Genomic DNA, 24847 nt, shown 5'->3' on the forward strand with positions numbered 1-24847 from the left:
TGAGAGGCAGCATGGCTGGTCGGTGCAACCCGGGTGGCGGTCCGCAGAGCGCGGGCTGCGGTCTTATGCCCGTTTCTCGCGGGCGGCGGAGGTGTGCGGTGCAGTCCGAAGTGGTCCGCTACCAGGTCGACGACAAGACGGTAGCGATGGTCGAGATCGATCCGCCGGTTGGTTTTCAGCCGGCCGGGGTCGGCGACGTCGTTGGCTGGGTACGGGAGTCCGCCGCACCTGCCATCGCCGCCGCCAGCGTGTTGTTGGACCAGGTCAAGGCGGTCTCTCCGGATGCCGTCGAGGTGAAGTTCGGCATCAAGGCGACCGGCACGACCAACTGGGTGGTCGCCAAGGCGGCGGCTGAAGGGAATTTCGAAGTCACCCTCGGCTGGTATCCGGGTGGGCCGCCGGACGCCAGCACCACGATGCGGCGCTGACCGGGACGGAGCGGCTGGTGACCGCAGGACCCGACGACTGCTCCTGGCTGGTTGCCCTGCACCGTGGGCAGCACCAGGACACCCCCGTCGGTACCGGCGTCGTTGTGGAGAGCAACCTGGTGCTGACCTGCCACCATGTCGCGTTCGGCAACGACGGGCAGCTGTACGACGACCTCTGGATCTCGTTCCCACTGGCCGAGAAGGTCACCTGGTTCGACCGCCGCCGGATCGGCGGCTGCCCGCACGACGGAATGCGGGATGCCAAGGTCGACCTGGTCATGCTTGAACTCGTGGAGCCGGTGCCGGCCTCGGTGACCCCGGCCCGACTTCGTTGTCTGCCCGCCAAGCCGCTGGCGGGAAGCGCTTACTGGACGTACGGGTTCCCGACGCACGTGGTCGGCGGCTGCCATGCCGAAGGTAGTGTCGGCCAGCCTGGTGGGTGGGGCCGCGTCATGATCCACACCTCGCCGGCCACCCAGCTGAGCAAGGGATTCAGCGGCGGTCCGGTCTGGTCATCCGAGTACCAGGCGGTGGTCGGCGTCGTTGTCACCGCCGACGCTCAGGGCGGCGGCCAAGCCGTGACCCTGCACTACGCCGACCAGCAACTACCGGACATGAAGCTGGCGACTCTGTCCGCCTGGCGGGCCGCCGACGCGGACGACGCCGCCCTTGCCGCCTGGGGATGGGCCCTGGCCACCGACGGCGAGGCAGGCCGGCACTGGCTGCCCAGGGCACGCGGGGTCGCGGTCGACACCGAAGGCGGCGCGCGGTTCCGCGGCCGGGCCGCCGCCCTGCGTCGCGTCGTCGACTGGATCGACAGCGTCGAACCGATCAGCCGGCCGCTGATCGTCACCGGGTCGCCGGGGGTCGGCAAGTCAGCCGTGCTCGGGCGGATCGTCACCACCGCCGACCAGCAGATCAGCGGGGAACTGTCCGACACGGACATGGCCGTCCGAGCTCCGGTCGGTGCGGTTTCCTGCGCAGTGCACGTCAAGGGCAAGACTGCCCTCGAAGTCGCCGCCGAGATCGCCCGTGCCGTCGCCGTCGAGCTGCCCGGCGTACCGGCTGATCTGATGCCTGCGGTGCGCGACCAGCTGAACCACCGACGGACCCGATTCACCCTGGTCCTCGACGCGCTCGACGAGGCGACCGACCCGGCGCAGGCGCGCATGGTGATCGACGACATCCTGATGCCGCTGGCCCGTGACTGTGGCCCTCGGGGCCTGCGGATCGTGATCGGCACCCGGCGCTCAGACCATCACGGTGACCTGATCAGCCGCTTCGGCGGTAACGCGGAACTCGTCGACCTGGACGCGCCGGAGTACTTCGCCGAATCCGACCTGGCCGACTACGCCCAGGCGACGCTGCAACTGATCGGTGCCGAACGACCAGGCAACCCGTACGCCGATCCGACCGTCGCCGCGCCGCTCGCCCGCCGTATCGCCGCCCTCGCCAAGGGAAACTTCCTGGTCGCCGGCCTGATCGCCCGCGCTCACGCGCTGCGCGACAACACCGCGATCGACCCGGACGAGGTGTCGTTCACCGCTACCGTGGCGCACGCCCTGGACACCTACCTGGCCGGGCTGCCGACCGCCGGCCGGACATCGGCCCGGCTGGCGTTGACCGCCCTGGCGTACGCCGAGACGCCGGGACTGCCACTGACGTTGTGGCAGTCCGCGATCGAAGCCCTCGGCGGGGCGGTCACCGAGCCGGAACTCGCCGACTTCGCGCGTACCTCGGCGGCGAACTTCCTCGTCGAAACGGGCGGCGGCGCTCAGCCCGCGTACCGGCTGTTCCACCAGGCGCTCAACGACGCGCTGCTGGCCGATCGGGACGCTCAGGCCTCGCGGCGCGACGACCACGCCCGGCTGCTGGCGAGCTGGACCGCCATCGCGCGAGCTACCGGATGGGCCACAGCGTTCGACTACCTGCTGCGGTCGCTGCCGCAGCACGCGGCCGGCGCCGGCGCGGTCGACGACCTGCTCACCGACGACGACTATCTGCTGTACGCCCACCTGGACCGGTTACTTACGGTGGCGGACGCGGCCGAGGCGCCGCTCGCCGTAACCCGTGCCCGGCTCCTGCAACGGACCCCGCTGGCGGTGGCAGCCGCGCCGGCTGAGCGGGCGGCGTTGTTCTCTGTCGTCGACCGGCTCGACGGCCTGGACAACGGGATCACGGCGGCGGCCGCCCCGTACCGGGCAGGCTGGGCGCACACCCCGCCCCGGCAGGAACGCAGCATCCTCGACGGACACTCCGAGGCCGTCTACGACGTCGCGGCGATCGTCATCGACGGGCGTCGGCTGCTCGCCTCGGCCGGCGACGACGGCACGGTGCGACTCTGGGATCCGCTGACCAACCAGGCCGAGCAGACGTTCACCGGCCACGACGACACGATTCATGGTGTCTGCGCGGTGCGCCTCGCCACCGGTGAGGTGCTGCTCGCCACGGCCAGCCACGACGGCACCATCGGACTGTGGGACCCGCGTTCCGGGCACCGCCGGCACGAGCTGCGTGGCCACGGCGACTGGGTACGCAACATCTGCGCGATCCCAATGCCCGACGGTGACCTGCTCGCCTCCGCCGGTGACGACCGGACGGTGCGGTTGTGGGATCCGGAGACGGGCAGACCAGGCCATGTGCTGACCGGGCACACCGGCTGGGTGACGGCGGTGACCCACGTGCCCGTCGGGGACCGACAGTTGCTCGCCTCCACCGGCTACGACGGCACGGTGCGGCTGTGGGACCCGGCGACCGGTGGGGAGCCGACCGGAGTCCTCACCGGTCACCTCGGCTGGGTCAACACTCTGTACGCGGTGCGTACCCCCGGCCGTACCCTGCTCGCCTCGGCGGGCTATGACGGCACGGTGCGAATCTGGGATCCCGTGATCAGGGCGTGCGTCCAGGTCCTGCGAACCGGAGGTCCGCTGACCGATCTGTGCACAGTCGATGTCAGCGACGGATGCCTGCTGGTCTCGACCGGTGAGGACGGACTGATCCGAATGTGGGAGGTGCCGACCGGCGCCCCGCAGCAGACCTGGATTCCCCGACCGAGCCTGCGCGGGCATGCCAGCTGGATCCGAGCGGTCTGCGAGCTGCCGACGGCGAACAACCGGATGCTCGCCACCGCTGGCGACGACGGGACCGTGCGACTGTGGGACCCGGGCGGCGGACCGCCGGGGGCGGTCGCCGAGCACGACCGGATCGGGGCGGTGACCGCGGTGTGCCCGGTGCCGGGGGACGAGGGCCGGCTGGTCGCATCCGCCGGATCGGACGGGCAGGTACGGATCTGGGACGCGGTCACCGGTGCCCAGCTGCGCGAGTTCCGGGCGTCGGACGGCCCGGTCAATGCGCTGTGCGTCGTACCCGACGAGGAGGAGCCGCGCATCCTGACGGCTGGCGATGATCGAGTCGTCAAGCTGTGGGACGCGCGGGACGGCACACTGCAGGGGGAGATGAACGGCCACTACGAGCGAGTCGCCGCCGTCTGCTCTGTGCAGCACGACGCGGAGCTGTTGGTGGCCTCTGCCGGCGACGACCAGACTGTCCGGCTGTGGCGTCCGTACTCGGGCGACGTGCGCGGGGTGTTACTCGGGCACGTGACCCTGGCCTGGGTGACGACGCTGACCACGGTCGCCGGGCCTGCCGGCGAGCTGCTCGCCTCCGCAGACAAGAGCGGCACCATCATGCTCTGGGACACCGACGGCACGCAGCTCTGGTCGCAGCAGGGGCATCAGGACGCGGTGAACGCACTCTGCGGGCTCATGGTCGCCGACCGCCCGGCGCTGGCATCGGCCAGCGCGGACCACACGATCCGGTTGTGGGACGCCGAGCGGGGCCAGCCGATCCACTGGCTGACCGGGCACACGGGGCCGGTGACCGGGCTGAGCCTGGTCCAGGTGGGTGGGCGTGACCTGCTCGCCTCGACCAGCCACGACCGCACCGTCCGGGTCTGGGACCCACCGACCGCTCGCGCGGTACGCACGATCCCGGTGCTCCATCCAGCGCTGGCCTGCTGCACCGTCGACGACACGCTACTGATCGGGCTGGACCAGGGCCTGCTGGCGCTCACGATCACGAGTTGAGTGCATCAAAGGAGCCCGAGCCGTCGCAGCTCCGCGGCGATCGCGTCGACCTCGTGCAGGCTGCCGTCGGCGACTGCGAGCATGAACGCCTCAGCGCGGTCGACGTCAACGTCCGGGATCGTCGCCCCGGTGTTGAGGTTGATGAAGACCAGCGCGGCGGCCCAGGCAAGGCGTTTGTTGCCGTCGACGAGTGCGTGGTTGCCGCAGATCGAGTGCAGCAGGCTGGCCGCTTTGCCCGCGAGGTCGGGGTAGGCCTCCTGCCCGAAGACGATCGTGCTCGGTCGGGCGGCGGCGGAGGCGAGCAGCCCGTAGTCGCGGACCTTGGCTGGCGTGCCGAAGACGATCGAGCCGATCTCCAGCAGGTCTTCGACGTCGAGATAGACGGTCACTGGGCCAGTCGGTCGAGTAGCTCACGGTGGCGCTCGGCCACATCTGCGGCCAACCCACGCACCTTGGACCGCTTGCTGTGCCTCGCGACGTACTCCTCGATCGCGACGACGATGGTGGCGTTGGCCGACCGGTGCTCGGTCTCAGCGATCTGCTTGAGCCGCGCGTGCAGATCGTCCGGCAGGTTGACTGTGGTAACCATAGGACAATCATATGACATCCAAGTGATACTGGCCGCGCAGCGGACCGGTGACCTGGAGTGGATCAACCGGGTGGCGTGGTCGAGTCGGATGATCGGGTCGGGAATGCACCAGATGACGGGACTTACCGTGCGTACCCGGGCGGTGATTGAATCGACGGACTGTCAGTGGTGCCGGGCCGGGGAGCAGTGGTGGACGTCTTCGATGTACGCGACAAGCTCATCGAGGACTACAAGGAGTTCACGTCCAGCTTCGTCGACCCCCGCGACCCGAAGATCGCCGAACACATCGCGGAGTTGACCGCCCAGGGCTACCAGTGGCCGGCACCGTTCCTGTCGCTCAATCCCAACTTCGCCTCCGGCGGCAGGGTCGACGAGCTGGTCCAGCAGGGCCTGCTGCACCCCGACAACGAGCGGATCTTCCGGATCAAGCGCCAGCCGGACGACCCGGGGGCGCGGCCGCTGCGGCTGCACCAGCACCAGCGGGAAGCGATCGAGATCGCCCGGGACCGGCACAGCTACGTGCTGACCACCGGCACCGGTTCCGGCAAGAGCCTGTCGTACATCGTGCCGATCGTCGACCGGGTGCTGCGGGCCAAGGCCGCCGGCACCTACCGGCCCGGGGTGAAGGCGATCATCGTCTATCCGATGAACGCGCTGGCCAACAGCCAGCTCAACGAGCTGACGAAGTTTCTCAGCTGGGGCCTGCCGGGCGGGACCCCGCCGGTGCGGTTCGCCCGCTACACCGGGCAGGAGAACACCGAGGAGCGGCGGCGGATCCTCGCTGACCCGCCGGACATCCTGCTCACCAACTACGTGATGTTGGAGCTGGTGCTGACCCGGCACGCCGAACGTGGCCCGCTGACCCGGGCCGCCCGTGGCCTGTGGTTCCTGGTCCTCGACGAGCTGCACACCTATCGTGGCCGGCAGGGTGCCGACGTGGCGTTCCTGGTCCGCCGAGCCCGGGACGCCTTCGCCGCGCCGCAGGTGCAGTGCGTCGGCACCTCGGCGACGATGGCCTCCGACACCACCGGCGCAGACCAGCGGATCAAGGTGGCCGAGGTGGCGAGCCGGCTGTTCGGCACCACCGTCGAACCCGGCCACGTGATCGTCGAGACGCTGGAGCGGGCCACCAGCGCACCGGCCACCAGCGCGCCGGTCGGCGGCGCTCCGGCCACCGGAACGCCGGCCGGCACCGGCGCGGACCCCGCCGGTCTGCGTGACCGGGTCCTGCGGTGGGCCGCCACCGAGCCGCCACAGCCGGACGTCGACGGGTTGCGGACCGATCCGTTGGCAGCGTGGGTCGAGGGCGCGTTCGGGGTGGAGCCCGACCCGGTGACCGGCCGGCCGGTGCGGCTGCGCCGGCCCAGGACGGTCCCGCAGGCCGCGGACCTGCTCGCCGAGCTGACCGGGGTGCCGGGCCGGGAGTGCGCCACCGCGATCGAGGCGGTACTGGCCGCCGGTGCGGGGCTCGACGACCCGGGGACCGGGCGGCCGTTCTTCGCGTTCCGGCTGCACCAGTTCCTGTCCAAGGGCGACAACGTCTACACCACGATCGAGCCGCCGTCGGTGCGGCATGTGACCAGCCGCTACCAGGCGCTCTCCCCGACCAGTACGGTCGACCAGTCGAAGGCGCTGGTCCCGTTGGCCTTCTGCCGCGAATGCGGCCAGGACTATCTGATCGTCCGGCGCGCCGACCACGGCTTCGAGGCGGGCAGCGAGGTGGAGTCGGCCACCGGTGACGCCGGCTACCTCTACATCAGCGACGACCAGCCGTGGCCGGCGGATCTCGACACCGTGCTCAGCGACGCCCGGCTGCCGTACTCGTGGACGCTGCTGGCCGACGACGGGCGCACCATCGTGGCCCCGACGAAGGAACGCCACCTGCCGGAGCTGGTGCATCTCGACCCGATGGGCACCGAGCAGGCACCGGGGCAGGGGGTGCCGGCGGCCTGGATCTCGTCGCCGTTCCGGTTCTGTCTGCGCTGCCAGGTGTCCTACGAACGCCAGCGCGGCAAGGACTTCGCCCAGCTGGCGAAGCTGTCCGTCGAGGGCCGCAGCTCGGCGTTGTCGGTGGTCGGGGCGAGCGTGGTACGCGCGTTGCGGGCCGCCCCGCGGCTGCCGGCGGAGGCCCGCAAGCTGCTCGCCTTCGTCGACAACCGGCAGGACGCCTCGCTGCAGGCCGGGCACTTCAACGATTTCGTCCAGGTGGTGCAGTTGCGTGGCGCGCTGTACCGGGCGGTGGCGGCGGCCCCGGACGGGTTGACCCACGAGCGGGTGGCGCAGCAGGTCACCGAGGCGCTGCGGCTGGAGTTGGGGCAGTTCGCCCGGACCCCGGAGGTGCGGTACGGCAAGGACGAGATCTGGCGGGCGCTACGCGAGGTGGTCAACTACCGGCTCTACCTCGATCTGGAACGCGGCTGGCGGGTCACCATGCCGAACCTGGAGCAGACCGGCCTGCTGCGGATCGGCTACCGCTATCTCGACGAGGTAGCCGTCGACGAGGAGATCTGGTCGCGCAGCCACCATCTGCTGCGCGACGACAAACCGGAACGCCGCCACGACGTGGCCTCGACGCTGCTGGACGAGCTGCGCCGCAACCTGGCGATCGACGTACGGTGCCTGACCCAGGACGGTTTCGACGAGATCGACCGGCTGTCCCGCCAGCAGCTGGCCGAGCCGTGGAAGCTGGGTGAACGGGAGCGGGCGGTCGTCGCCGGGGTCGCCTACCCGAAGCCGAGCGGCAAGGGCGAGCGGCGCAAACTGCTGCACTTGTCCGGCCGGGGGGCGTTCGGCAAGTACCTGATCCGACAGTACGGCAAGGACGGCTGCACAGTCGCCGACGCGCAGGACATGATCCGCGACCTGTTGGCGGTGCTGGCCGAGGCGACCCTGGTGATCGAGGTGCCACCGGAGGGCGACGACCTGGTCAGCGGCTACCGGCTGAAGTCGGACGCGCTGATCTGGCAGGCCGGGGACGGCACGGTGGGCGCGGAGGACCGGGTCCGCAAGGTGCTCTCCGGTGAGGCCGGTGCCCGGGTCAACACCTTCTTCCGGGACCTGTACCGGGACACTTCGCATCTGCTGGCCGGGTTGCAGGCGAAGGAACACACCGCCCAGGTGGAGGCGGCGGACCGGCAGAAGCGGGAGAAGCAGTTCCAGGAGGCGGCGCTGCCGCTGCTGTTCTGCTCGCCGACGATGGAGCTGGGCGTCGACATCAAGGATCTCAACGCGGTGGCGATGCGTAACGTGCCGCCGACGCCGGCCAACTACGCCCAGCGGGCCGGGCGGGCCGGCCGGTCCGGGCAGCCGGCGCTGGTGGTCACCTACTGCTCGACGGGCAACGCGCACGACCAGTTCTATTTTCGACGCCCGCAGCTGATGGTCGGTGGTGCGGTGCAGGCGCCCCGGCTCGATCTGGCCAACGAGGATCTGGTGCGGTCGCACGTGCAGGCGATCTGGCTGGCCGAGACCGGGGCCGAGCTGCCCAGTTCGCTGGTGCGGCTGTTGGAGACCGGCGGGGAGGCCCCGTCGCTGCGGATCCGGCCGGAGTTCGTCCGCAAGCTGCGCGACGACGACGCCCGCAAGCGGGCGCTGGCCCGCGCGGAAGCGGTCCTGGCCGGCGACGTCGGCGGGGCGTCCGGCGGGAACCCAGGCGGGGCGCTTGCCGGGGCTCCCTGGTGGCGGGACCGCTGGGTCGCCGACACGGTGGAGCAGGCGTACGACGAGTTCGACGCGGCGTTGGGCCGCTGGCGGCAGCTCTACCAGGCGGCGCTGCGCGAGTATGAGGTGCAGAACCGCCGGGCGGTGGACACCAACGTGACCGGCAAGGCCCGGGACGAGGCGAGCCGGCGGGCCAACGACGCCCGGGTGCAGCTGAATCTGCTGGCCAACGAGAACTCCGACGAGCCGCAGACCGACTTCTACACGTTCCGCTATCTGGCGTCGGAGGGTTTCCTGCCCGGCTACTCGTTCCCCCGGCTGCCGCTGGCCGCGTACGTGCCGGGGCTGGCCGGTGGACGCAAGGGCGACTACATCCACCGGCCCCGGTTCATCGGGATCAGCGAGTTCGGCCCGGGTGCGTTGATCTACCACGAGGGTGCCCGCTACCTGGTGCGCGGCGTGCAGCTGCATCAGGTGGCGTCGAACGCCGACGGGGTGTTGACCTCGTCGGCGCGGCGGTGCGCCGAGTGCGGGCATCTGCACGACGACGAGGTCGGCTGGGACGTGTGTGTGAACTGCGGGCAGGGGCTGGGCGCGACGGACACCAATCTGCTGCGCCTGTACACGGTCCGCACGCAGCGGCGGGAGCGGATCTCGTCGGACGAGGAGGAGCGGCGTCGGTCGCTGTTCGAGATCGAGACGTCGTACCGCTTCCATGATCATGGTCGGCGGCCGGGCCGGTTGACGGCGGCGGTGACCACCGCCGACGGCAGCCCGCTGGCCGAGCTGGTCTACGGCGACGCGGCGACGGTGCGGCGGGCCAATCTGGGGTTGCGTCGCCGCAAGGAGGCCAGCGTCCGGGGCTTCTTCCTGGATCCGGCGACCGGTGACTGGCTGTCCGAGCGCAAGGCGACGGAGAAGAACCGGGCCGACGACGAGGAGCTGACCTCGGACGAGGCGGCGATCACGGCGATCGACAAGGTGGCCGCGCCGGAGCGGGTGATCCCGTACGTGCAGGACCGGCGCAACATCCTGGTGCTGCGGCTGGCCGAGCGGGTACCCGACGACATGGCGGTGACCCTGCTGTACGCGGTGGAACGCGGCATCGAGGCGCATTTCCAGCTGGAGGATTCGGAGCTGACCGGTGAGCTGCTGCCGGATCCGGATGACCGTGGCCGGATGCTGTTCATCGAGAGCGCCGAGGGCGGGGCGGGGGTGCTGCGTCGGCTGGTCGAGGAGCCGCACGCGGTCGCCCGGGTGGCGGCGAAGGCGTTGGAGATCGCGCACTTCGACCCGACCGGGGTCGATGTGGACCAGCCGGATGCCGGTGCCGACCACTGTGTCCAGGGCTGCTACGACTGTCTGTTGTCGTACTCGAATCAGGGGTTTCACCGGCGGATCAACCGGCACCTGGTGGCGCAGCTGTTGGTGTCGTTCGCGTCGGCGGCGGCCGAGCGGCCGGCGGCCGGCCGGCCGCCGGGCGGCGACTGCCCACCAGTGGGCAGCGACGGGGCGGCTGGTGCCGGTAGCGTCGACGGGCCGGTCGCCGAGTTCGTGGCCTGGCTGGCGCGCGAGTCGTACCGGGGGCCGGATCCGGTGGCGGATCCGGTGGCGGGGGCCCGGCCGGATCTGACCTACCGGCAGCAGCGGGCGGTGGTCTTCGTCGATGAGCCGGGCGTGCAGCCGGGTGCCGGGCGGGACGTGGACGCCGAGGAGAGTGTGATTGACGCCGGCTGGACCCCGATCCGGGTGACTGCCGGTGACTGGCAGAGCGTGGTGGGTCGGTATCCCGGCGTGTTCGGGCGGCGGCAGGGAGGCAGTGCGTGACGGTGGCGGCGCAGCGGTTCGAGCCGGGGACGTTGGTCACGGCGCGGGGCCGGGAGTGGGTGGTGCTGCCCGAGTCGGAGCCGGAGGTGCTGGTGCTGCGCCCGCTCGGCGGGGCGGACGACGAACGCGCGGCGGTGCTGCCGGATGTCGAGGAGGTCCGGTCGGCGACGTTCGCGTACCCGGATCCGACCGATGCCGGCAACGCCAGCCGGGCCGGCCTGCTGCGGACGGCGCTGCGGATCGGGTTCCGCTCCTCCGGCGGGCCGTTCCGGTCGTTGGGCGCGGTGGCGGTGGAGCCCCGGCCGTACCAGCTGGTGCCGCTGCTGATGGCGTTGCGTCAGGACCCGGTGCGGATGCTGATCGCCGATGACGTCGGCATCGGCAAGACCGTCGAAAGTGGGTTGATCGCGGCCGAGCTGCTGGCCCAGGGCGACGCGGACGGGTTGGCGGTGCTGTGCAGCCCGGCGTTGGCCGAGCAGTGGCAGCGGGAGCTGGCGGCCAAGTTCGGCATCGCCGCCGAGTTGGTGCTGCCGGGCACCGTACGCCGGTTGCAGGCGTCGCTGGTCGGCTCGACCGATTCGGTGTTCGACCGCTACCGGCACGTGGTGGTCTCCACTGATTTCATCAAGCGGCCGGAGCTGCGCGAGCAGTTCGTCCGCGGCTGTCCCAACCTGGTGATCGTCGACGAGGCGCACGGCTGCGTGCCGGACGACGACCGCCGGGCCGGCAAGTCCCGGATGTTGCGCTACGAGTTGGTACGCCGGTTGGCCGCCGACCCGGCCCGGCAGTTGATCCTGGTGACGGCGACGCCGCACAGCGGCAAGGACACCGGGTTCCGCAATCTGCTCGGGCTGCTGGATCCGGAGCTGGCCACAGTAGACCTTAACCAGGTGGCGGGTCGGGAGCGGCTGGCCCGGCATTTCGTGCAGCGTCGCCGCGCCGACATCCGGGGTTTCCTGGAGGACACCCCGTTCCCGGAGGACCGGCACACCACCGAGCGCGCCTACCGGCTGTCCGGCGAGTACCGCGACCTGTTCGACGACGTGGTGGCGTACGCCCGGCAGGTGGTGCGGGATCCGCTCGGCGGGCAGGTGCGCCAGCGGGTGCGGTACTGGTCGGCGTTGGCGCTGTTGCGGGCGTTGGCGTCGTCGCCGGCCGCGGCGGCGGCGACGCTGCGGACCCGGGCGGCGAACGCCGACGCCGACAGCGCCGAGGACGCGGACACTCTGGGTCGGGCGGCGGTGCTGGATCTGCCCGACGACGAGACCCAGGAGTCGGCCGATGCGACCCCGGGCGCGGACCCGGGAGCGGACGGTGGCGGCGGCAGTGCCGAGCAGCGCCGGCTGCGGGAGTTCGCCCGCCGCGCCGAGGCGCTGGCCGGGGCCGGCGACGCCAAACTGACCTTGCTGGTCAAGGAGGTCAAGACGCTGCTCGGTGACGGCTTCAACCCGGTGGTGTTCTGCCGCTACATCGACACCGCCGAGTACGTCGCGCAGCGGCTGGAGGCGGCGTTGGGCCGTAACTTCGCGGTCGGCTGCGTCACCGGGGCGTTGCCGCCTGAGGAGCGGGCGGCCCGGATCGCCGAGCTGACCGCCGACACCAGCCGCCGCCCGGTGCTGGTCGCCACCGACTGCCTGTCCGAGGGGGTCAACCTGCAGGAACGGTTTCAGGCGGTGGTGCACTACGACCTGGCGTGGAACCCGACCCGGCACGAGCAGCGGGAGGGCCGGGTCGACCGGTTCGGCCAGGTCGCCCCGACGGTACGCGCGGTGATGATCTACGGCGCGGACAACCGGATCGACGAGATCGTGCTGAAGGTGCTGCTGCGCAAGCACAACCGGATCCGCGAGACGTTGGGCATCTCGGTGCCGGTGCCGGACGCCAGCGACGACGTCCTGCAGACGATCGCCCACGAGCTGCTGGTGGCGCCGGAGCAGCCGGAGCAGTTGACCATCGACGCGCTGGCCGCCGGCCCGCGTGAGGAGCTGCACCGGCAGTGGGATTCGGCGGCCGAGCGGGAGAAGGAGTCGCGCACCAAGTACGCCCAGCGGGCAATCAAACCGGCCGAGGTGGCCGACGAGTTGGCCGAGATCCGGGCCAGTCTGGGCACTCCGGCCGAGGTGGCCGAGTTCGCAGCGACCGCGCTGGCCGCGTTCGGCGCCGATGTGGTCGAGCGGCCGTACGGGTTCGACGCCGACCTGGCCGGGCTGCCCAGCCAGGTCACCGACGCCTTCCCACCCCGGCCGACGAAGGCGGGGCAGGGCAGGGCCGGGGTGTTGCAGCTGCGCCGTGAGCTGCCGACCCCGCCGGGCGCGGCACATCTGGACCGGACCGACCCGTACGTGTCGGCGCTGGCCCGGCAGGTGCTGGAGTCGGCGCTGAATCCGTCGCTGCCGGCGGACAAACTGTCGGCGGAGAAGCGGCCGGCGCGGCGGGCCGGGGTGATGCGTACCGCTGCGGTGTCGAAACGCACGACGCTGCTGCTGGTGCGGTTCCGGCTGCATCTGACGTTGCCGGCCGGCGCGGCGGCGGGCGGTGAGCCGCGCCCGATGGTCGCCGAGGAGGCGCGGGTGCTGGCGTTCCGGGGTGCCCCGCAGGCGGCCGAGTGGCTGACCGAGGAGGAGACGGCCGCGCTGCTGTCGGCGACCCCGACCGGCAACGTGCTGCCGGACGCGGCGACACCGCTGCTGACCCGGGTCGTCGGCCAGCTCGACGCGGTCACCGACCATCTGTCGGCCACCGCCGACGAGCTCGCCGACCGGCTGCGGGCCGCGCATCTGCGGGTCCGGGAGGCGGCCGGGCAGCGGGTCCGCCGGCAGGTCACGGTCACCGCGCAGAAACCGGCCGACGTGCTCGGCGTCTACCTCTATCTTCCCGGAGGGCAGCAGTGATGAGCGGCGCGGTGGTCTATCCGGCGGTACGGGTCGACGGCGGCCTGCTGCCCGGCGGTCTGCTGCAGCGCATCGGCCACGGCGACCGGGAGCTGCCGGGGATGGACCCGGCCGCGTACGGCCTGCAGTCGGGTGAGTCGGTGCGCCGCTACGCCAACCGGTCGTTCGCCTACCTGCAGGAGGTGTGGCGGGACTTCAGCCGGCAGCGGGAGCGGGCCGGCGACGGCGCACCGGCCCGGCTGACCCGGGAACGCTGGCTGCTGGTGCTGCTGCGGGAGCTGGGCTTCGACCCGTTGACGCCGGTGACCGGCGGGATCGCCGTCGACGAGTTGACGTTCCCGGTGTCGCACCGGTTGGACGCCGTACCGGTGCATCTGCTCGGCTGGGGGGTGGACCTGGACCGGCGGACGGCGCGGGTGCGCGGCGCGGCCGGCGCCGCCCCGCATTCGATGGTGCAGCAGCTGCTGAACCGCAGCGACCGGCACCTGTGGGCGGTGCTGTCCAACGGGCAGAAGCTGCGGCTGCTGCGGGATTCGACGACGCTGGTCGGTTCGGCGTCGATCGAGTTCGACCTGGAGGCGATTTTCGACGGGGAGCTGTTCGCCGATTTCGTGCTGCTGTACCGGTTGGCGCACGCGTCCCGGATGCGTCCGGCCGAGCCGGCGGCCGGGCCGGCGTCGTGTGTGCTGGAGCAGTGGCGGGCGGCCGGCGCGAAGCAGGGCGAACGCGCGTTGGAGCAGCTGCGCGACGGGGTGGAACGGGCGCTGGAGATCCTCGGCACCGGGCTGCTGACCCATCCGGAGAACGCCGCGCTGCGCGGCCAGGTCGCCGACGCGACGCTGCGCCTGGAGGACGTGAAACGGTCCCTGCTGCGGGTGATCTACCGGTTGCTGTTCTGGTTCGTCGCCGAGGACCGGCATTCGCTGCTGGATCCGCAGGCGGACGCGGCGACCCGGCGGCGCTATGCGACGTTCTTCTCGGCGGCCCGGCTGCGGGATCTGGCGGTGCGGCGGCGGCATTCCCGCCACGGCGACCTGTGGGAGGCGGTCCGCCTGGTCTTCGACTCGCTGGGCCGGGAGGCGGGCCAGCCCCGACTGGGTCTGCCCGGTATCGGCGGGCTGTTCGAGCCGGGTCCGCTGGACCGGCCGTTGGCGGCGGCGAAGCTGTCGAACCGGCATCTGTTGGAGGCGGTGGAGGCGCTGGCGGTGCTGCCGCAGCGGCGCGGCGGCGGCCGGCAGCGGGTCGACTTCCGGCACCTGGGCGCGGAGGAGCTGGGCAGCGTCTACGAGTCGCTGCTGGAGCTGCGGCCCCGCTGGGACGCGTCGGCGTGGCGGTTCGGCACGGAACGGCTGGCCGGCAACGAACGCAAGACCACCGGCTCCTACTACACTCCGTCGTCGCTGGTGGAGTCGCTGCTGGACTCGGCGCTGGATCCACTGATCGACGAGGCGTGCGACCGGCCGACCGCGCCGGAGCGGGTGGCGGCGCTGCTGGAGTTGACGGTCTGCGACCCGGCGTGTGGGTCGGGGCATTTCCTGATCGCGGCGGCCCGGCGGATCGCGAAGCGGGTCGCCGCGGAGGAGACCGACGAGTTGGAGCCGACGCCGCTGGCGGTCCGCTCGGCGCTGCGTCGGGTGATCGGCCGCTGCATCTACGGCGTCGACGTCAACGAGATGGCCGCCGAGTTGGCGAAGGTGTCGCTGTGGCTGGAGGCGATGGAGCCGGGCCGGCCGCTGGGCTACCTGGACGCCAACATCCGGGTCGGCAACTCGCTGCTCGGGGTGACGCCCCGGCTGCTGGCCGACGGCATCCCGGACACGGCGTTCACCGCGTTGACCGGCGACGACAAGAAGGTCGCCGCCGCGTTGAAGAAGCAGAACGCGGTGGAGGCCGGCGGCCAGACGGAGCTGCTGTGGAGCGGCGGCGTCCAGGTCGGCAACGCCACGCTCGCCGAGGAGGCCGCCCAGATCACCCGGGCCGAGCCGGGGTCGCTGGCCGACGTGCACGTGCAGGCCAAGCGGGCGCAGGTCCTGGAGCAGGAGCGCCGTCACGCCCGGCTGGTCGCGGATGCCTGGTGCGCCGCGTTCGTGCAGCCAAGAACCCCAGATTCCCGGGGTACGGCGATCACGCAGGCGGTGTTGGAGCGGCTCGGCAAGGGTGAGGCGTCGCTGGAGTTGGCCGCGGTCGAGGAGCAGGTGGAGCGGCTGCACCGGCAGTTCCGCTTCTTCCACTGGCACATCGAGTTCCCGCACATCTTCCGGGTGCCCGACCACGGACCGGTCAACGACGCCACCGGCTGGCAGGGCGGCTTCTCCTGCGTCCTCGGCAACCCCCCGTGGGAGAAGATTGAGTTCAAAGAGCAGGAGTTCTTCGCGGCACCAGCGCCACACATCGCGAACGCGGCCCACGCCGCAGCGCGGAAGAAGGCGATCGCCGCACTGGAGCACGCCGAAGAGCCCTCATATCAGTCGCTGTACCGGGACTACCTGACCGCTGTCCGCGAAGTCGAGGCGATCAGCCACATGATCCGCAGCTCCGGACGCTATCCACTGACCGGCCAGGGCCGGCTCAACACCTACGCGATGTTCGCGGAGTCATCTCGCATCACCCTCGCACCTGCCGGCCAGCTCGGCATGATCGTCCCGACGGGTATCGCCACCGATGCGACCACCCAGGACTTCTTCAAGAATCTGGTACGTCGTCGGAGTCTGGTGTCACTGTTCGACTTCGAGAACGAGGACAAGGTCTTCCAGGGGGTCGATCATCGGGTCCGATTCTCGTTGTTGACGGCGGCGGGTGTGCGGCGGCCGGTTGATCAGGTGTCGTTGGTGTTCCGGGTGCGGCAGGTGGATCAGATTGCGCGGCGGGCGTACGCGTTGACACCGGAGGAGATCAGTCTGTTGAACCCGAACACGGGGACCTGTCCGGTGTTTCTGTCCCGGCGGGACGCGGAGATCACGTTGGGGATCTACCGGAGAGTTCCGGTCCTGTGGGACGAGGCCAAAGTGGGCGGCAACCCGTGGGGTATCTCTTTCAGTCAAGGTCTGTTCAACATGGCCACGGACTCGGGGCTTTTCCGAACGAGGGAGGTCTTGGAGCCAGAAGGCTGGACGTTGGAGGGCAACCACTTCGTCCGAGGCGACGAGCGGATGTTGCCGTTGTACGAGGCGAAGATGGCCCACTTCTACGACCACCGGCTGGGTACGTACGAGGGGGCGACGCAGGCGCAGTTGAACGTCGGGACACTGCCCCGCTTCACCGACGCCGATCATGACGATCCGGCGCGGCTGCCACTGCCACGCTATTGGGTGTCGAAACAGGCGGTGGACGAGCGGCTGGCCGGTCGTTGGTCTCATGACTGGCTGCTGGGTTGGCGCGACATCGCCCGCAGCACCGACGAGCGCACCCTGATCCCAGCGCTACTTCCCCCTGTCGCTGTGGGTCACACTACGCCGCTCGTAATGAGTAGTATGAGTCCTGGATCGTTGCTCGGTTTGCTGGCCAACTTGAGCGGTTATAGCATCGACTATGTTGCGCGACAAAAAATTGCAGGAACTCATCTCACTTATTCCTACATCAAGCAATTCCCAATAATTGGTCCGGAAGTTTATTGTGGCGATGCACCCTGGGACTCGACCTCTTTGCTGCAAGACTGGATTTCAGCGCGGGTTCTTGAGCTTGCCTACACCGCTTATGATATGCGGGGACTATCCTCAGTCGTTGGGGAAACGGGTCAGCCCTTCCGGTGGAACCCTCAGCGACGTGAACTTATCCGTGCTGAACTCGATGCTGCATACTTCCATCTTTTCGGGGTGGATCGGGATGACGTCGACTACATCATGGAGACCTTCAAGGTCGTCCGAGAGAATGACGAAAAGGCGCACGGCGAGTTTCGCACGAAGCGCCTGATCCTGGAGTGCTACGACGCGATGGCCGATGCCATCCGCACCGGCCAGCCGTACCAAACCCCGCTCGACCCCCCACCTGGCCAAGGCCCACGGCATTTGTAGAGGCACGCGTACCTAAGGATTGACTACAAGGGATGGTGGGTTGCGGTGCTGATCGCGATGTGGGGGCGAGGGCATCGGCAGGCGATAGGGGGCTCCCTGATCTGGACGAAATCGTTGACGGCATCATCGACATCTTCGATCGACCGCAGGTGTTAGGGCCGTCCCTAGTGCGTTGGCGGCCGGAGCGATCATGAGCGCGATGGAGCAGGTCGGCGCGCGTTTGCGAAGTGCAGTCACTGCGATCCGATCAGCTGCCATGACGGCCAGCCAAGCATCGCGGCGACTTTCCGACGTTGCGGACTCGTTGCGCATTGGTCTGCGTGGCTCGGCAGCTCCAGCCACAGACGGCCTCCTTTCTTCCCTGGCGACCGCCATCGAGGCGGCCGCAAACAGCGCAAGAGACGCGAGAGCCGGGGCGGACGCGGTCGAGGCATACATGATCCATATCGGCATTCCGCTTGGCGTCAGTAGTGGATCGCCCGAGGCATCCAGTCTGGCTGGAGAGCCGTCATCGCCTTCAGCGGCCGTGCTCGCGGCAGCAAGCGAGGTGCGCGCCGTGCTGCCCAGGGGCAGCAAGACCGCCGGCGTTCTGCTCAGCTCAGACGGCCAGGACCATGGCGGACTCATCTGGAGCGGCGACGACGGACCGGGACGTGGTGCACCTGGTCTACGCCGGGATTCTCCGTTGCGATGGCACCAGATGGCCGCCGCTACCCAGCATGTTGAAGGCCATGTAGCGGCTATGCTGCGCCGCCCTGGCGCGCCGACCGAGGCAACCCTGGTCGTTTCTGTGCAGCCGTGTGGAGGCCCGAAGGGTTGTAACCGGCGACTGGCCGAGATGCTACCTGTAGGCACCACCTTGCGCGTGTACGTCGCTGGTGCAGACAATAGAACCACATGGTGGGCGGACTATCGCGGGAATGGAAGAGGGGTCGCATGAGCAGCGGATATCTGCTGTACTGGGGTGCCGACAACACCGCCTCGGCAACGACGATGGAGGAAGTGGACGAGATCCTTGATCGCGTTTCCGCTGCCGGTCCGAACATGGTTGATCTTACCGCTGACGGTAACGACGATGCTGGCTTGCAGATCGGGGTTGGCCATCCGCACCGGGCGGTCGTGCTCATTTTCGATGAGGATGGTGGCTACATCTGGCAGCCGGACGTGCCCGAATGGAAGGAATCAATTGAGTTTAGCTATGGAGGTCAGCCCGCTGTTTACTCGCCCGCCCGGACGAGAATAACCCCAGTAGCTGCTCGCCGCGCCGTTGGCGAATACCTGAGGACCGGTGCGCTACCAGCCGACATGCGTGTCGACCCAGAAAATTGAGGGAGGGTCACTCGCTCCCAGATCGGCGGAATCGAGGCTGGGATCGCTGTCCTCGTCCCACGTCACGCCGGTTGGGCGATTATCGGTTGCTATCAGTTGACGGACAAGCACGAAGGCCACGTCAGGTGTGATCCGGGTTTCGGCGGGGTGGTAGCTGGTGGGCTGGCCGCCATATCCGAACTCGATCTCACAACTCCATGGCTCAATACCAGGCTCGACCGCGTACCCGCCGGCTGGCTCGCCGAAGTAGAGCACGAACGATCGGTCCGGATGGCCTACCCCGACTTGGACACCGCCGTCAGGTCTACCGCCCGAGTAACGGAACACGTCGACTACACAGGGCTGTCCAACATCGTGGAGCGCGCGGAGCACCTTGTCGATCTGCGCGGGGTCGCTCACGACGGCGCGACCTGTCCCAGGCCAGGTGACCTCGTACGTCGTCATCTGCCTATTCAGAGGGGGGCCGGTCAGACCTGGCGCGGACGGATGAGGACGTCGTAGATGGGGGAGTTATCCCAATTCGGCCGGAGCTGGGCGACGGTGTGCCAGCCCCAGGAGGCGTACGCGGCCTGCGCTGGGGCGTTTTTCGGGTCGGCGAGCAGGGTGGCTCGGGACTCTTCGCGGTTGCCGAGCAACTCGTCGTGCAACGCGCGGGCGATGCCCTGTCGCCGCCAGGACTCGCGGACCATGAGCTCGCTGATCGCGAAGGTGCGCCGCCCGTCCTCTGAGGTGAATCCGTCCGGTACGGGGGTGAGCAGCCCTGACCACCAGCGGTCCGACGACAGCGGGAAGCCGTAGGCGTAGCCGACGAGTTCGTTGCCGACTGTGCCGGTGACGAGCTTCCAGCCGGGCAGTGTCATATGCCCGTTGATCTGCCGGCGGTAGCGGTCCTCGCCGTGGAACGCGTCGGCCGGCTCGTCGTATATCTCGATGTAGACGGCGACCAGGTCTTCAAGGATTGCCTTCGCCTGGTCAGCGTCGTAGACGTCGAGATTGAGACCGTCGACCGTCATCAAGTCGCCTTCCTTCGCGTCCAGTCTCTAGTGGGCTAGGCCGCGAGAACTGCCAGTGGGTGGCTGTTGGTCCGCTGTCCCATGATCTCGCCGATGGTCGTGCTCTCCGAGATTCCCAGATCGACGAGAGAGCGCGCGTCTTCGTCGAGTTCTTCGCTGTTGGTGAAGTGGAAGGTCCAGATGAAATTGTTTGCCACGCTGCAGACAATTAGTGCAGCGTCCCCGGAGGGGCGGAGTTGCGCCGCCAGTTCGCCGAGCGTGTCGGAAGCGACCGCGCTGATGAAAAGAACTTCGCCCGTTCGGGTGCGGGGCGAACCAAGGAGGTCGTACCGCTGCCGCTCATCCGTCAGTGCTGCCCGGAGGCGGTTGGCAGTCGCCGCACGGTCCTTGTGATAAGGATCTTGAGCTACTCGAATGACGTAGTCGGCATCGGTTGAGTCGTAAATCTCCTCAACGTGGATCCGGAGGTGCGCAGGCAAATCGACTCCGGCAAAGCGGAGGATTTCGGATAGATCCTCGCGAAGTTGTAGAAAGCTGTCGCGACCGCCCGCCAGCCCGGGAATCTGAGGGCTGTAGATGACCCAGTCTTCCTCGTCGGTCTGTGGAGAAACCACAATCAGGTCGAGAACGGTCTCAGGCATCCTTCAACACCTCTCTCACCTCGTCCAGTGACAGCCCTGCCTGCTGGGTCGGCCGTCAGGCGACCTTGGCGGCGTCGTACGCCTCGATGAAGTCACGAGCCGCCGGCACGTGAGGAGCCGTCCGCCCGAGGTCGGCACGCAGGGACGCCAGGCGCTTCCGCGTGCGCCGAGACTTAAGCGACGCGACGGCAGGCAGAACGTTGAGCGCGATCACGCCGGATCCCGCATGGTCGCCCTGTTGGTTCAGGGCCGTAGCCATGTTGAGCTTGCCCAGGTACTCGTTCCGCTTGAAGACCGGATCGGGGCGTTCGAGTCGGCCGATGAAGCTGGCTGCGGCTCGGTCGGGGCGGTCGAGCGCCAGATGCGACAGACCTTCGGTTGCGTTGACCTCGTGGATGGTGACGAACCCGATGTAGTCCGGATCGTCGTCGTGTAGACCACGGTCGAATTGGATCTTGGCGTTCACCAACTCCCGGCCGAAGCTTGAGGCGTCTTTGCCCTTGGCGTGGGCGAGGCTGGATCGGAGATGCAGCAGCGTCTTCAAACGAGGGGTGGCCCACGGCGCTGCAATCCGCTGAGCTGCCTCGGCGTACCGCAGGGCTTCGCGTGGATTCGTATCGCGCACCAGCATCGAGAGTTGCTGGAGCGCTTGCACTTCAAGGCGCGGGTCGTCGCGGAGCCGGGCACGGATGACGGCTTCGTTCAGGTAGTGACGGGACTCTTGGTGGCGCTCGGCGTCGAGAGCAAGCCAGCCCACCTGCGATTCCAAGTCCCCAAGGCAGTCTTGCAGAGCCTCGCTGACCTGATGGTTATAGCTGGCTTCGCGCTCCCAGCGGGCCAGGCGGCGGTACATGGCGAGGGCAATGTCGCACAGGCTGTCGCCGCCTACAACAGCGTCAGCTCGCTCGAAGGCCATGATCGTCTCGGAGACCTGCCGCATGTGCTCCATGCCGAGGTGCTGCGGCACCTGCGGCGATGTGATCCAGTCGCGCAGTGGTGTGGCGATGCCGAGCCCAGCGAGAGCGGTGTTGATCGCGAACGCGCGGCGGTCCACAAGATCACCTCCATCGGGATCCCCGAATGCCACGGTACCGCCGGAATCGGTGCTGTCCAGAGCGAGATCCGTCGGTTCGCCAGCGAGCAGCGCATCGAGCTGATCAATCGGCAGGTCAAGGGCTTCGGCGAGTCGTGCCCGTACCGCTGGGTGTGGATCTGTCTCCCCGCGCTCCCATCGGGCGACGGTGGTGCGGTCGATGTACAGGTGTGCGGCGAGCCCTTCCTGAGTGAAACCGGCAGCCTTGCGGTGCTGGATGAACCGGTGTCGCCGTGTCGTCGTCACCTGGACGCCCTCCCGTCGCGTCGGATCAATGTCCACGGTGCACGTAGTACACACAGAAGAACAAGATCAATGCAACGGGCTGTGGATAACCTTCTGGCGCTGTGGATTACGTGGAAGTTCCACGGCTCGAAACCGAGGAAAGCGTGATAGTGCAGCTCGGTGCGGGTGTCGCTACAAACGTGCATCACGAGCGCGGCACAGCGTGCACCAAACATGCGCTGTTCTCCGGCCGTGTGCGCCCGGCATCGTGGTGGCACGGCCCGGGGCGGGTGCCCGGCAACGCGGCTCCCAGGTCTGCAAACTCGGTTGGCGTGATCCCGCCCGCCCCGGTGCCTCTCCACGATTCTCTCCCCCATGGAGGCACAACGTGTTCAGGCGCAACGCGGCGACCGTACGGCACCGGCTGACGGCGGCGACCGGCGGCGACTACCAGAGCAACAGCGGACGCAACGGCGTACGGCGATCGCGGCTGACCGGGCCGGCGGTGCGCGCCATGCGGTTCCTGCCGCGCCGCTGGCGCGGCGGCCTCGACCCCGACGAGGTGTACGGCTACCTGGAACGGGTCGCCGACGAGGTCGACGAGCTGCGCCGTGAGCTGCGGATGGCCTGGGGCGAGGCGGACCGGGTGCGTAACGCGCTGCGCGAATGGCAGACCGAGCAGTTCGAGGCACGGTTCGACCCGCAGCGGCAGTCCAACGGCCGGCACCACTATTACGCGGGTGCGCGGTGAGCAGCGGGCCGTCCGTCGAGGAGGCGGTGCCGGTCCGCGAGGACCTCGTCGCCGTCTACCGGGACGTGCTGGCCGCCCACACCGACTCGCCGACGCTCAAGGTCTGCGTGTCCTGCCTGCGGAGCCGCTGCGACGACTGGCGCTGGGCGTACGAGCGGCTCACCGCCGCCGGCCGGCTCCCCGACGGAGTCACCGACGACGGACCCGCACTTCCTTTCGATGAGGAGGAGTAGGCCCATGAGCTTGTACGACGGTGCGAAGTACCCCGGCATCCTGCTGCGCGACGGGCCGACCGGGCAGCGGGCCGCGCTGGCCGGCGGCCCTGACGTGTGGGAAATCATCGCCGCGCGACACGCCATCAAGGCCGCCTCCCCGGAGCGGGACGGCGACGAGCTGGTCACCGAGATGATGGCCAGCACCGGGCTGACCCGGCACAGCGTCGACGTCGCGCTGCGCTACTACGCCGACCACCGGGCCGAGATCGACGAATGGATCGCCGCCAACGAGGCAGCCGCCGAGCAGGGCGAACTGCTGTGGCGAGCCGAACAGGCCCGACGAACCGTCAGATGAGTCGGCCGGTCTCAACCGGCAGCGCCGTTGCCGTTCATCGACTCCAGATAGTCACGCAGGATCTGCCACCCTGCCGCGTCGTCGGCCGAGCCGGTGTGCGGGCGGCGAGATTAGGTACTTAGCACCTGTCTGTCCGTAGATTACCGATATGCCATGCTGGCAGCTTGACTGCTAGCTCCTCGCCTGGGGCTACACGCTCACATGATCAGGTGCAGACTTCGCAACGCGGTCGCCGTACCAGCCTAGGACCAGTATCGTTGAGAGGTTAGGTGCTAGGTGTTGCCGGGTACTTTGGTACCAAGGTACTGTAGGTCACTGGAAGGGGGGCCTCATGGCTGCAACGTCCGCTCCCATCAAGGTTGACGTCGGTACTGACCAGCTCATCTCTCACGCCGCCCACTTTCTGGGCATGGCCAAGAAAGACATCGTCGACGCTGCTGTGCGCGAGTACATCGAGGCACATCGTAGCGAGATCAACGAGGGCGTTCGCGCTGCTCTTAGCCACCTTGACGGTTCGTCCAGGTCCGCTGTCTCACTCCTTACCGGGGTGCCTGCTGATCGGCTTGACGAGTACGGTGGCATGCCTGACGGGCGCTGAGCCCGTCTGGATTTTGGGCGGGTTTGGGCTCTAAACTCATCGAATGAGCGGTGAGGCCAAGCCCGTCCGACCAACGCGCGTCTGTATGACGAATCTTGATCTTCGAGTTCCACCTATCACCGAATCGCTCAGTGAGCATGATCATGATCTGATAGTAGAGGCTCAGCGCTTACCGGAAGCACATGCTGCTGGAGGTGTTGAAAGGGTCGTTACCCTGAAGGACCGCGTGTGGTTCAAAGTCAAGACGGGTCGTTGGCGCGGTGTTGCCACTCGCTTGTTGGAAGCAGACCACGCAGATGCGGGACCACAGGTTCGCGCTGCTCCATGGTGGATGGGAGCCGCCGGATTTAGACGCGAGGGCGATCCGGCCGACTTCTATGAAGCCCTTGCGGGAGCTGTTAAGCGCGAGGGTGGATCATCCGAAAAGTGGCTACCTGCAGACTGGGACTGGAAACGCCTCGAACTAGAACATGCCGCAGCATGGGAGGTGGAAATACGTAGGATCGTATGTGACCTAATTGCTCGATCTCTCCGGAGTGGCCACGTTCATCAGGCAGAGTTCCACAACTACAGCGTGAGGGCCTGGGCCAGGGCTAACGATGGCGAGACCTACCTGGTTATAGGTGCTGAAAACGTCGCCGATCCGAAGGTGTTCGCGGTAATCATAAACGCGATTCCTGATGTTGATCTCAGCAGCTGGATGCCAGAGCCAAACGGTGTGGTTGGGTTGAATCCTGGTCCCGGTGAAATAATCTGGTCAACCATTTTGTCACCAGCTGTCGCTGCACGGCTCCTCGACGGATATCCCGGAGACTGAGCTGCGGCGCTAAACGGCTCCATCAGCTGCGCCACCGCCCGGACACCGGTCGCCTACGGGTACGTACGCCGCCGTGATCGATCCGTCGCCCGGCTCCAGATGCCACAGGTCCCGCTCCGGTGGGCGACCAGCGCCGTGTCCCAGTCGATCAGCCGCCACCCGTCGACGGTACGCATCGTGTTGCCCGGGTGCGGCTCACCGTGGGTCAGCACCATCCGGGCGGCGGGCCGCCCCACCGTCTCTTCGGGCAGCGCCTCCGGCGGCGTCAACACCCCCGCCACGGTAGAGCTCCCACCCATTCCGGCAACCGAACTGCGCGC

19 protein-coding genes are annotated in these 24847 nt (G+C 68.7%); 12 read left to right on the top strand and 7 right to left on the bottom strand.

Features of this window, described 5'->3' with window-relative positions; translation table 11 throughout:
* The first annotated feature begins 98 nt into the window (after positions 1 to 98).
* Together ACXAHD_RS00125 and ACXAHD_RS00130 are read left to right on the top strand one after the other, a co-directional pair.
* Entirely contained in the window at positions 99 to 428 is a 330-nt protein-coding gene (locus ACXAHD_RS00125; RefSeq protein WP_281552367.1) for a CU044_2847 family protein, read from the top strand.
* Positions 429 to 445: 17 nt separating this feature from the next.
* Complete coding sequence (locus tag ACXAHD_RS00130; RefSeq protein ID WP_289211735.1) at positions 446 to 4513, top strand: trypsin-like peptidase domain-containing protein; 4068 nt, start codon at positions 446 to 448, stop codon at positions 4511 to 4513.
* Positions 4514 to 4518: 5 nt separating this feature from the next.
* On the opposite strand, the gene ACXAHD_RS00135 is transcribed toward ACXAHD_RS00130, so the two are convergent.
* Complete coding sequence (locus ACXAHD_RS00135) at positions 4519 to 4902, bottom strand: type II toxin-antitoxin system death-on-curing family toxin (protein ID WP_289211736.1); 384 nt, start codon at positions 4900 to 4902, stop codon at positions 4519 to 4521.
* Positions 4899 to 5102, bottom strand: coding sequence for a CopG family ribbon-helix-helix protein (locus ACXAHD_RS00140; protein WP_278111128.1), 204 nt, complete (start codon positions 5100 to 5102; stop codon positions 4899 to 4901). The genes ACXAHD_RS00135 and ACXAHD_RS00140 overlap by 4 nt, the downstream gene beginning before the upstream one ends.
* Before the next feature lie 189 nt (positions 5103 to 5291).
* Between ACXAHD_RS00140 and ACXAHD_RS00145 the strand changes: the two genes are divergently transcribed.
* From ACXAHD_RS00145 to ACXAHD_RS00165, 5 genes are all read left to right on the top strand, one after another.
* The gene (locus ACXAHD_RS00145) at positions 5292 to 10589 is read left to right on the top strand and encodes a DEAD/DEAH box helicase (RefSeq protein ID WP_475047456.1); all 5298 of its coding nucleotides are present in this window, start codon (positions 5292 to 5294) and stop codon (positions 10587 to 10589) included.
* Positions 10586 to 13480: a helicase-related protein gene (locus tag ACXAHD_RS00150; RefSeq protein WP_289211738.1), complete on the top strand. Its 2895-nt coding sequence runs from the start codon at positions 10586 to 10588 to the stop codon at positions 13478 to 13480. The genes ACXAHD_RS00145 and ACXAHD_RS00150 overlap by 4 nt, the downstream gene beginning before the upstream one ends.
* The gene (locus ACXAHD_RS00155) at positions 13480 to 17490 is read left to right on the top strand and encodes an Eco57I restriction-modification methylase domain-containing protein (protein WP_289211739.1); all 4011 of its coding nucleotides are present in this window, start codon (positions 13480 to 13482) and stop codon (positions 17488 to 17490) included. The genes ACXAHD_RS00150 and ACXAHD_RS00155 overlap by 1 nt, the downstream gene beginning before the upstream one ends.
* A gap of 436 nt (positions 17491 to 17926) precedes the next feature.
* A complete protein-coding gene (locus tag ACXAHD_RS00160; protein WP_353850391.1) occupies positions 17927 to 18430 on the top strand; it encodes a DddA-like double-stranded DNA deaminase toxin in 504 nt (167 codons plus the stop codon).
* Positions 18427 to 18819 (top strand): Imm1 family immunity protein, encoded by a 393-nt coding sequence (locus ACXAHD_RS00165; RefSeq protein ID WP_289211740.1) that lies wholly within the window; start codon positions 18427 to 18429, stop codon positions 18817 to 18819. The genes ACXAHD_RS00160 and ACXAHD_RS00165 overlap by 4 nt, the downstream gene beginning before the upstream one ends.
* Here the strand turns inward: ACXAHD_RS00165 and ACXAHD_RS00170 are convergent.
* The 4 genes from ACXAHD_RS00170 to ACXAHD_RS00185 form a co-directional block, all read right to left on the bottom strand.
* Positions 18784 to 19218 carry an Imm1 family immunity protein gene (locus ACXAHD_RS00170; protein WP_475047461.1) on the bottom strand — a complete coding sequence of 145 codons (435 nt, stop codon included), beginning with the start codon at positions 19216 to 19218 and terminating at the stop codon, positions 18784 to 18786. The two genes, ACXAHD_RS00165 and ACXAHD_RS00170, sit on opposite strands and share 36 nt — an antisense overlap.
* A gap of 68 nt (positions 19219 to 19286) precedes the next feature.
* Complete coding sequence (locus tag ACXAHD_RS00175) at positions 19287 to 19832, bottom strand: GNAT family N-acetyltransferase (protein WP_289211742.1); 546 nt, start codon at positions 19830 to 19832, stop codon at positions 19287 to 19289.
* A gap of 35 nt (positions 19833 to 19867) precedes the next feature.
* The gene (locus ACXAHD_RS00180; protein ID WP_289211743.1) at positions 19868 to 20473 is read right to left on the bottom strand and encodes a hypothetical protein; all 606 of its coding nucleotides are present in this window, start codon (positions 20471 to 20473) and stop codon (positions 19868 to 19870) included.
* 55 nt (positions 20474 to 20528) lie between these two features.
* Positions 20529 to 21848 carry a helix-turn-helix domain-containing protein gene (locus tag ACXAHD_RS00185; RefSeq protein WP_289211744.1) on the bottom strand — a complete coding sequence of 440 codons (1320 nt, stop codon included), beginning with the start codon at positions 21846 to 21848 and terminating at the stop codon, positions 20529 to 20531.
* A gap of 331 nt (positions 21849 to 22179) precedes the next feature.
* Here ACXAHD_RS00185 and ACXAHD_RS00190 point away from each other — a divergent pair, with 331 nt between their 5' ends.
* From ACXAHD_RS00190 to ACXAHD_RS00210, 5 genes are all read left to right on the top strand, one after another.
* Positions 22180 to 22542 carry a hypothetical protein gene (locus ACXAHD_RS00190; RefSeq protein ID WP_289211745.1) on the top strand — a complete coding sequence of 121 codons (363 nt, stop codon included), beginning with the start codon at positions 22180 to 22182 and terminating at the stop codon, positions 22540 to 22542.
* Positions 22539 to 22775 carry a hypothetical protein gene (locus tag ACXAHD_RS00195; protein ID WP_475047466.1) on the top strand — a complete coding sequence of 79 codons (237 nt, stop codon included), beginning with the start codon at positions 22539 to 22541 and terminating at the stop codon, positions 22773 to 22775. The genes ACXAHD_RS00190 and ACXAHD_RS00195 overlap by 4 nt, the downstream gene beginning before the upstream one ends.
* A gap of 4 nt (positions 22776 to 22779) precedes the next feature.
* On the top strand, positions 22780 to 23112 hold the full coding sequence (locus tag ACXAHD_RS00200; protein WP_475047468.1) for a hypothetical protein: 333 nt from the start codon (positions 22780 to 22782) through the stop codon (positions 23110 to 23112).
* 331 nt (positions 23113 to 23443) lie between these two features.
* Positions 23444 to 23710: a hypothetical protein gene (locus ACXAHD_RS00205; RefSeq protein ID WP_281552375.1), complete on the top strand. Its 267-nt coding sequence runs from the start codon at positions 23444 to 23446 to the stop codon at positions 23708 to 23710.
* A 43-nt stretch (positions 23711 to 23753) separates the two neighbouring features.
* Positions 23754 to 24527, top strand: a complete 774-nt coding sequence (locus tag ACXAHD_RS00210) for a hypothetical protein (RefSeq protein WP_475047471.1) — start codon at positions 23754 to 23756, stop codon at positions 24525 to 24527.
* A 53-nt stretch (positions 24528 to 24580) separates the two neighbouring features.
* On the opposite strand, the gene ACXAHD_RS00215 is transcribed toward ACXAHD_RS00210, so the two are convergent.
* Positions 24581 to 24799: a phosphotransferase family protein gene (locus ACXAHD_RS00215; protein ID WP_289211749.1), complete on the bottom strand. Its 219-nt coding sequence runs from the start codon at positions 24797 to 24799 to the stop codon at positions 24581 to 24583.
* Between the last annotated feature and the right edge of the window lie 48 nt (positions 24800 to 24847).

It is taken from the genome of Micromonospora sp. ABR4_055 (assembly GCF_056160425.1).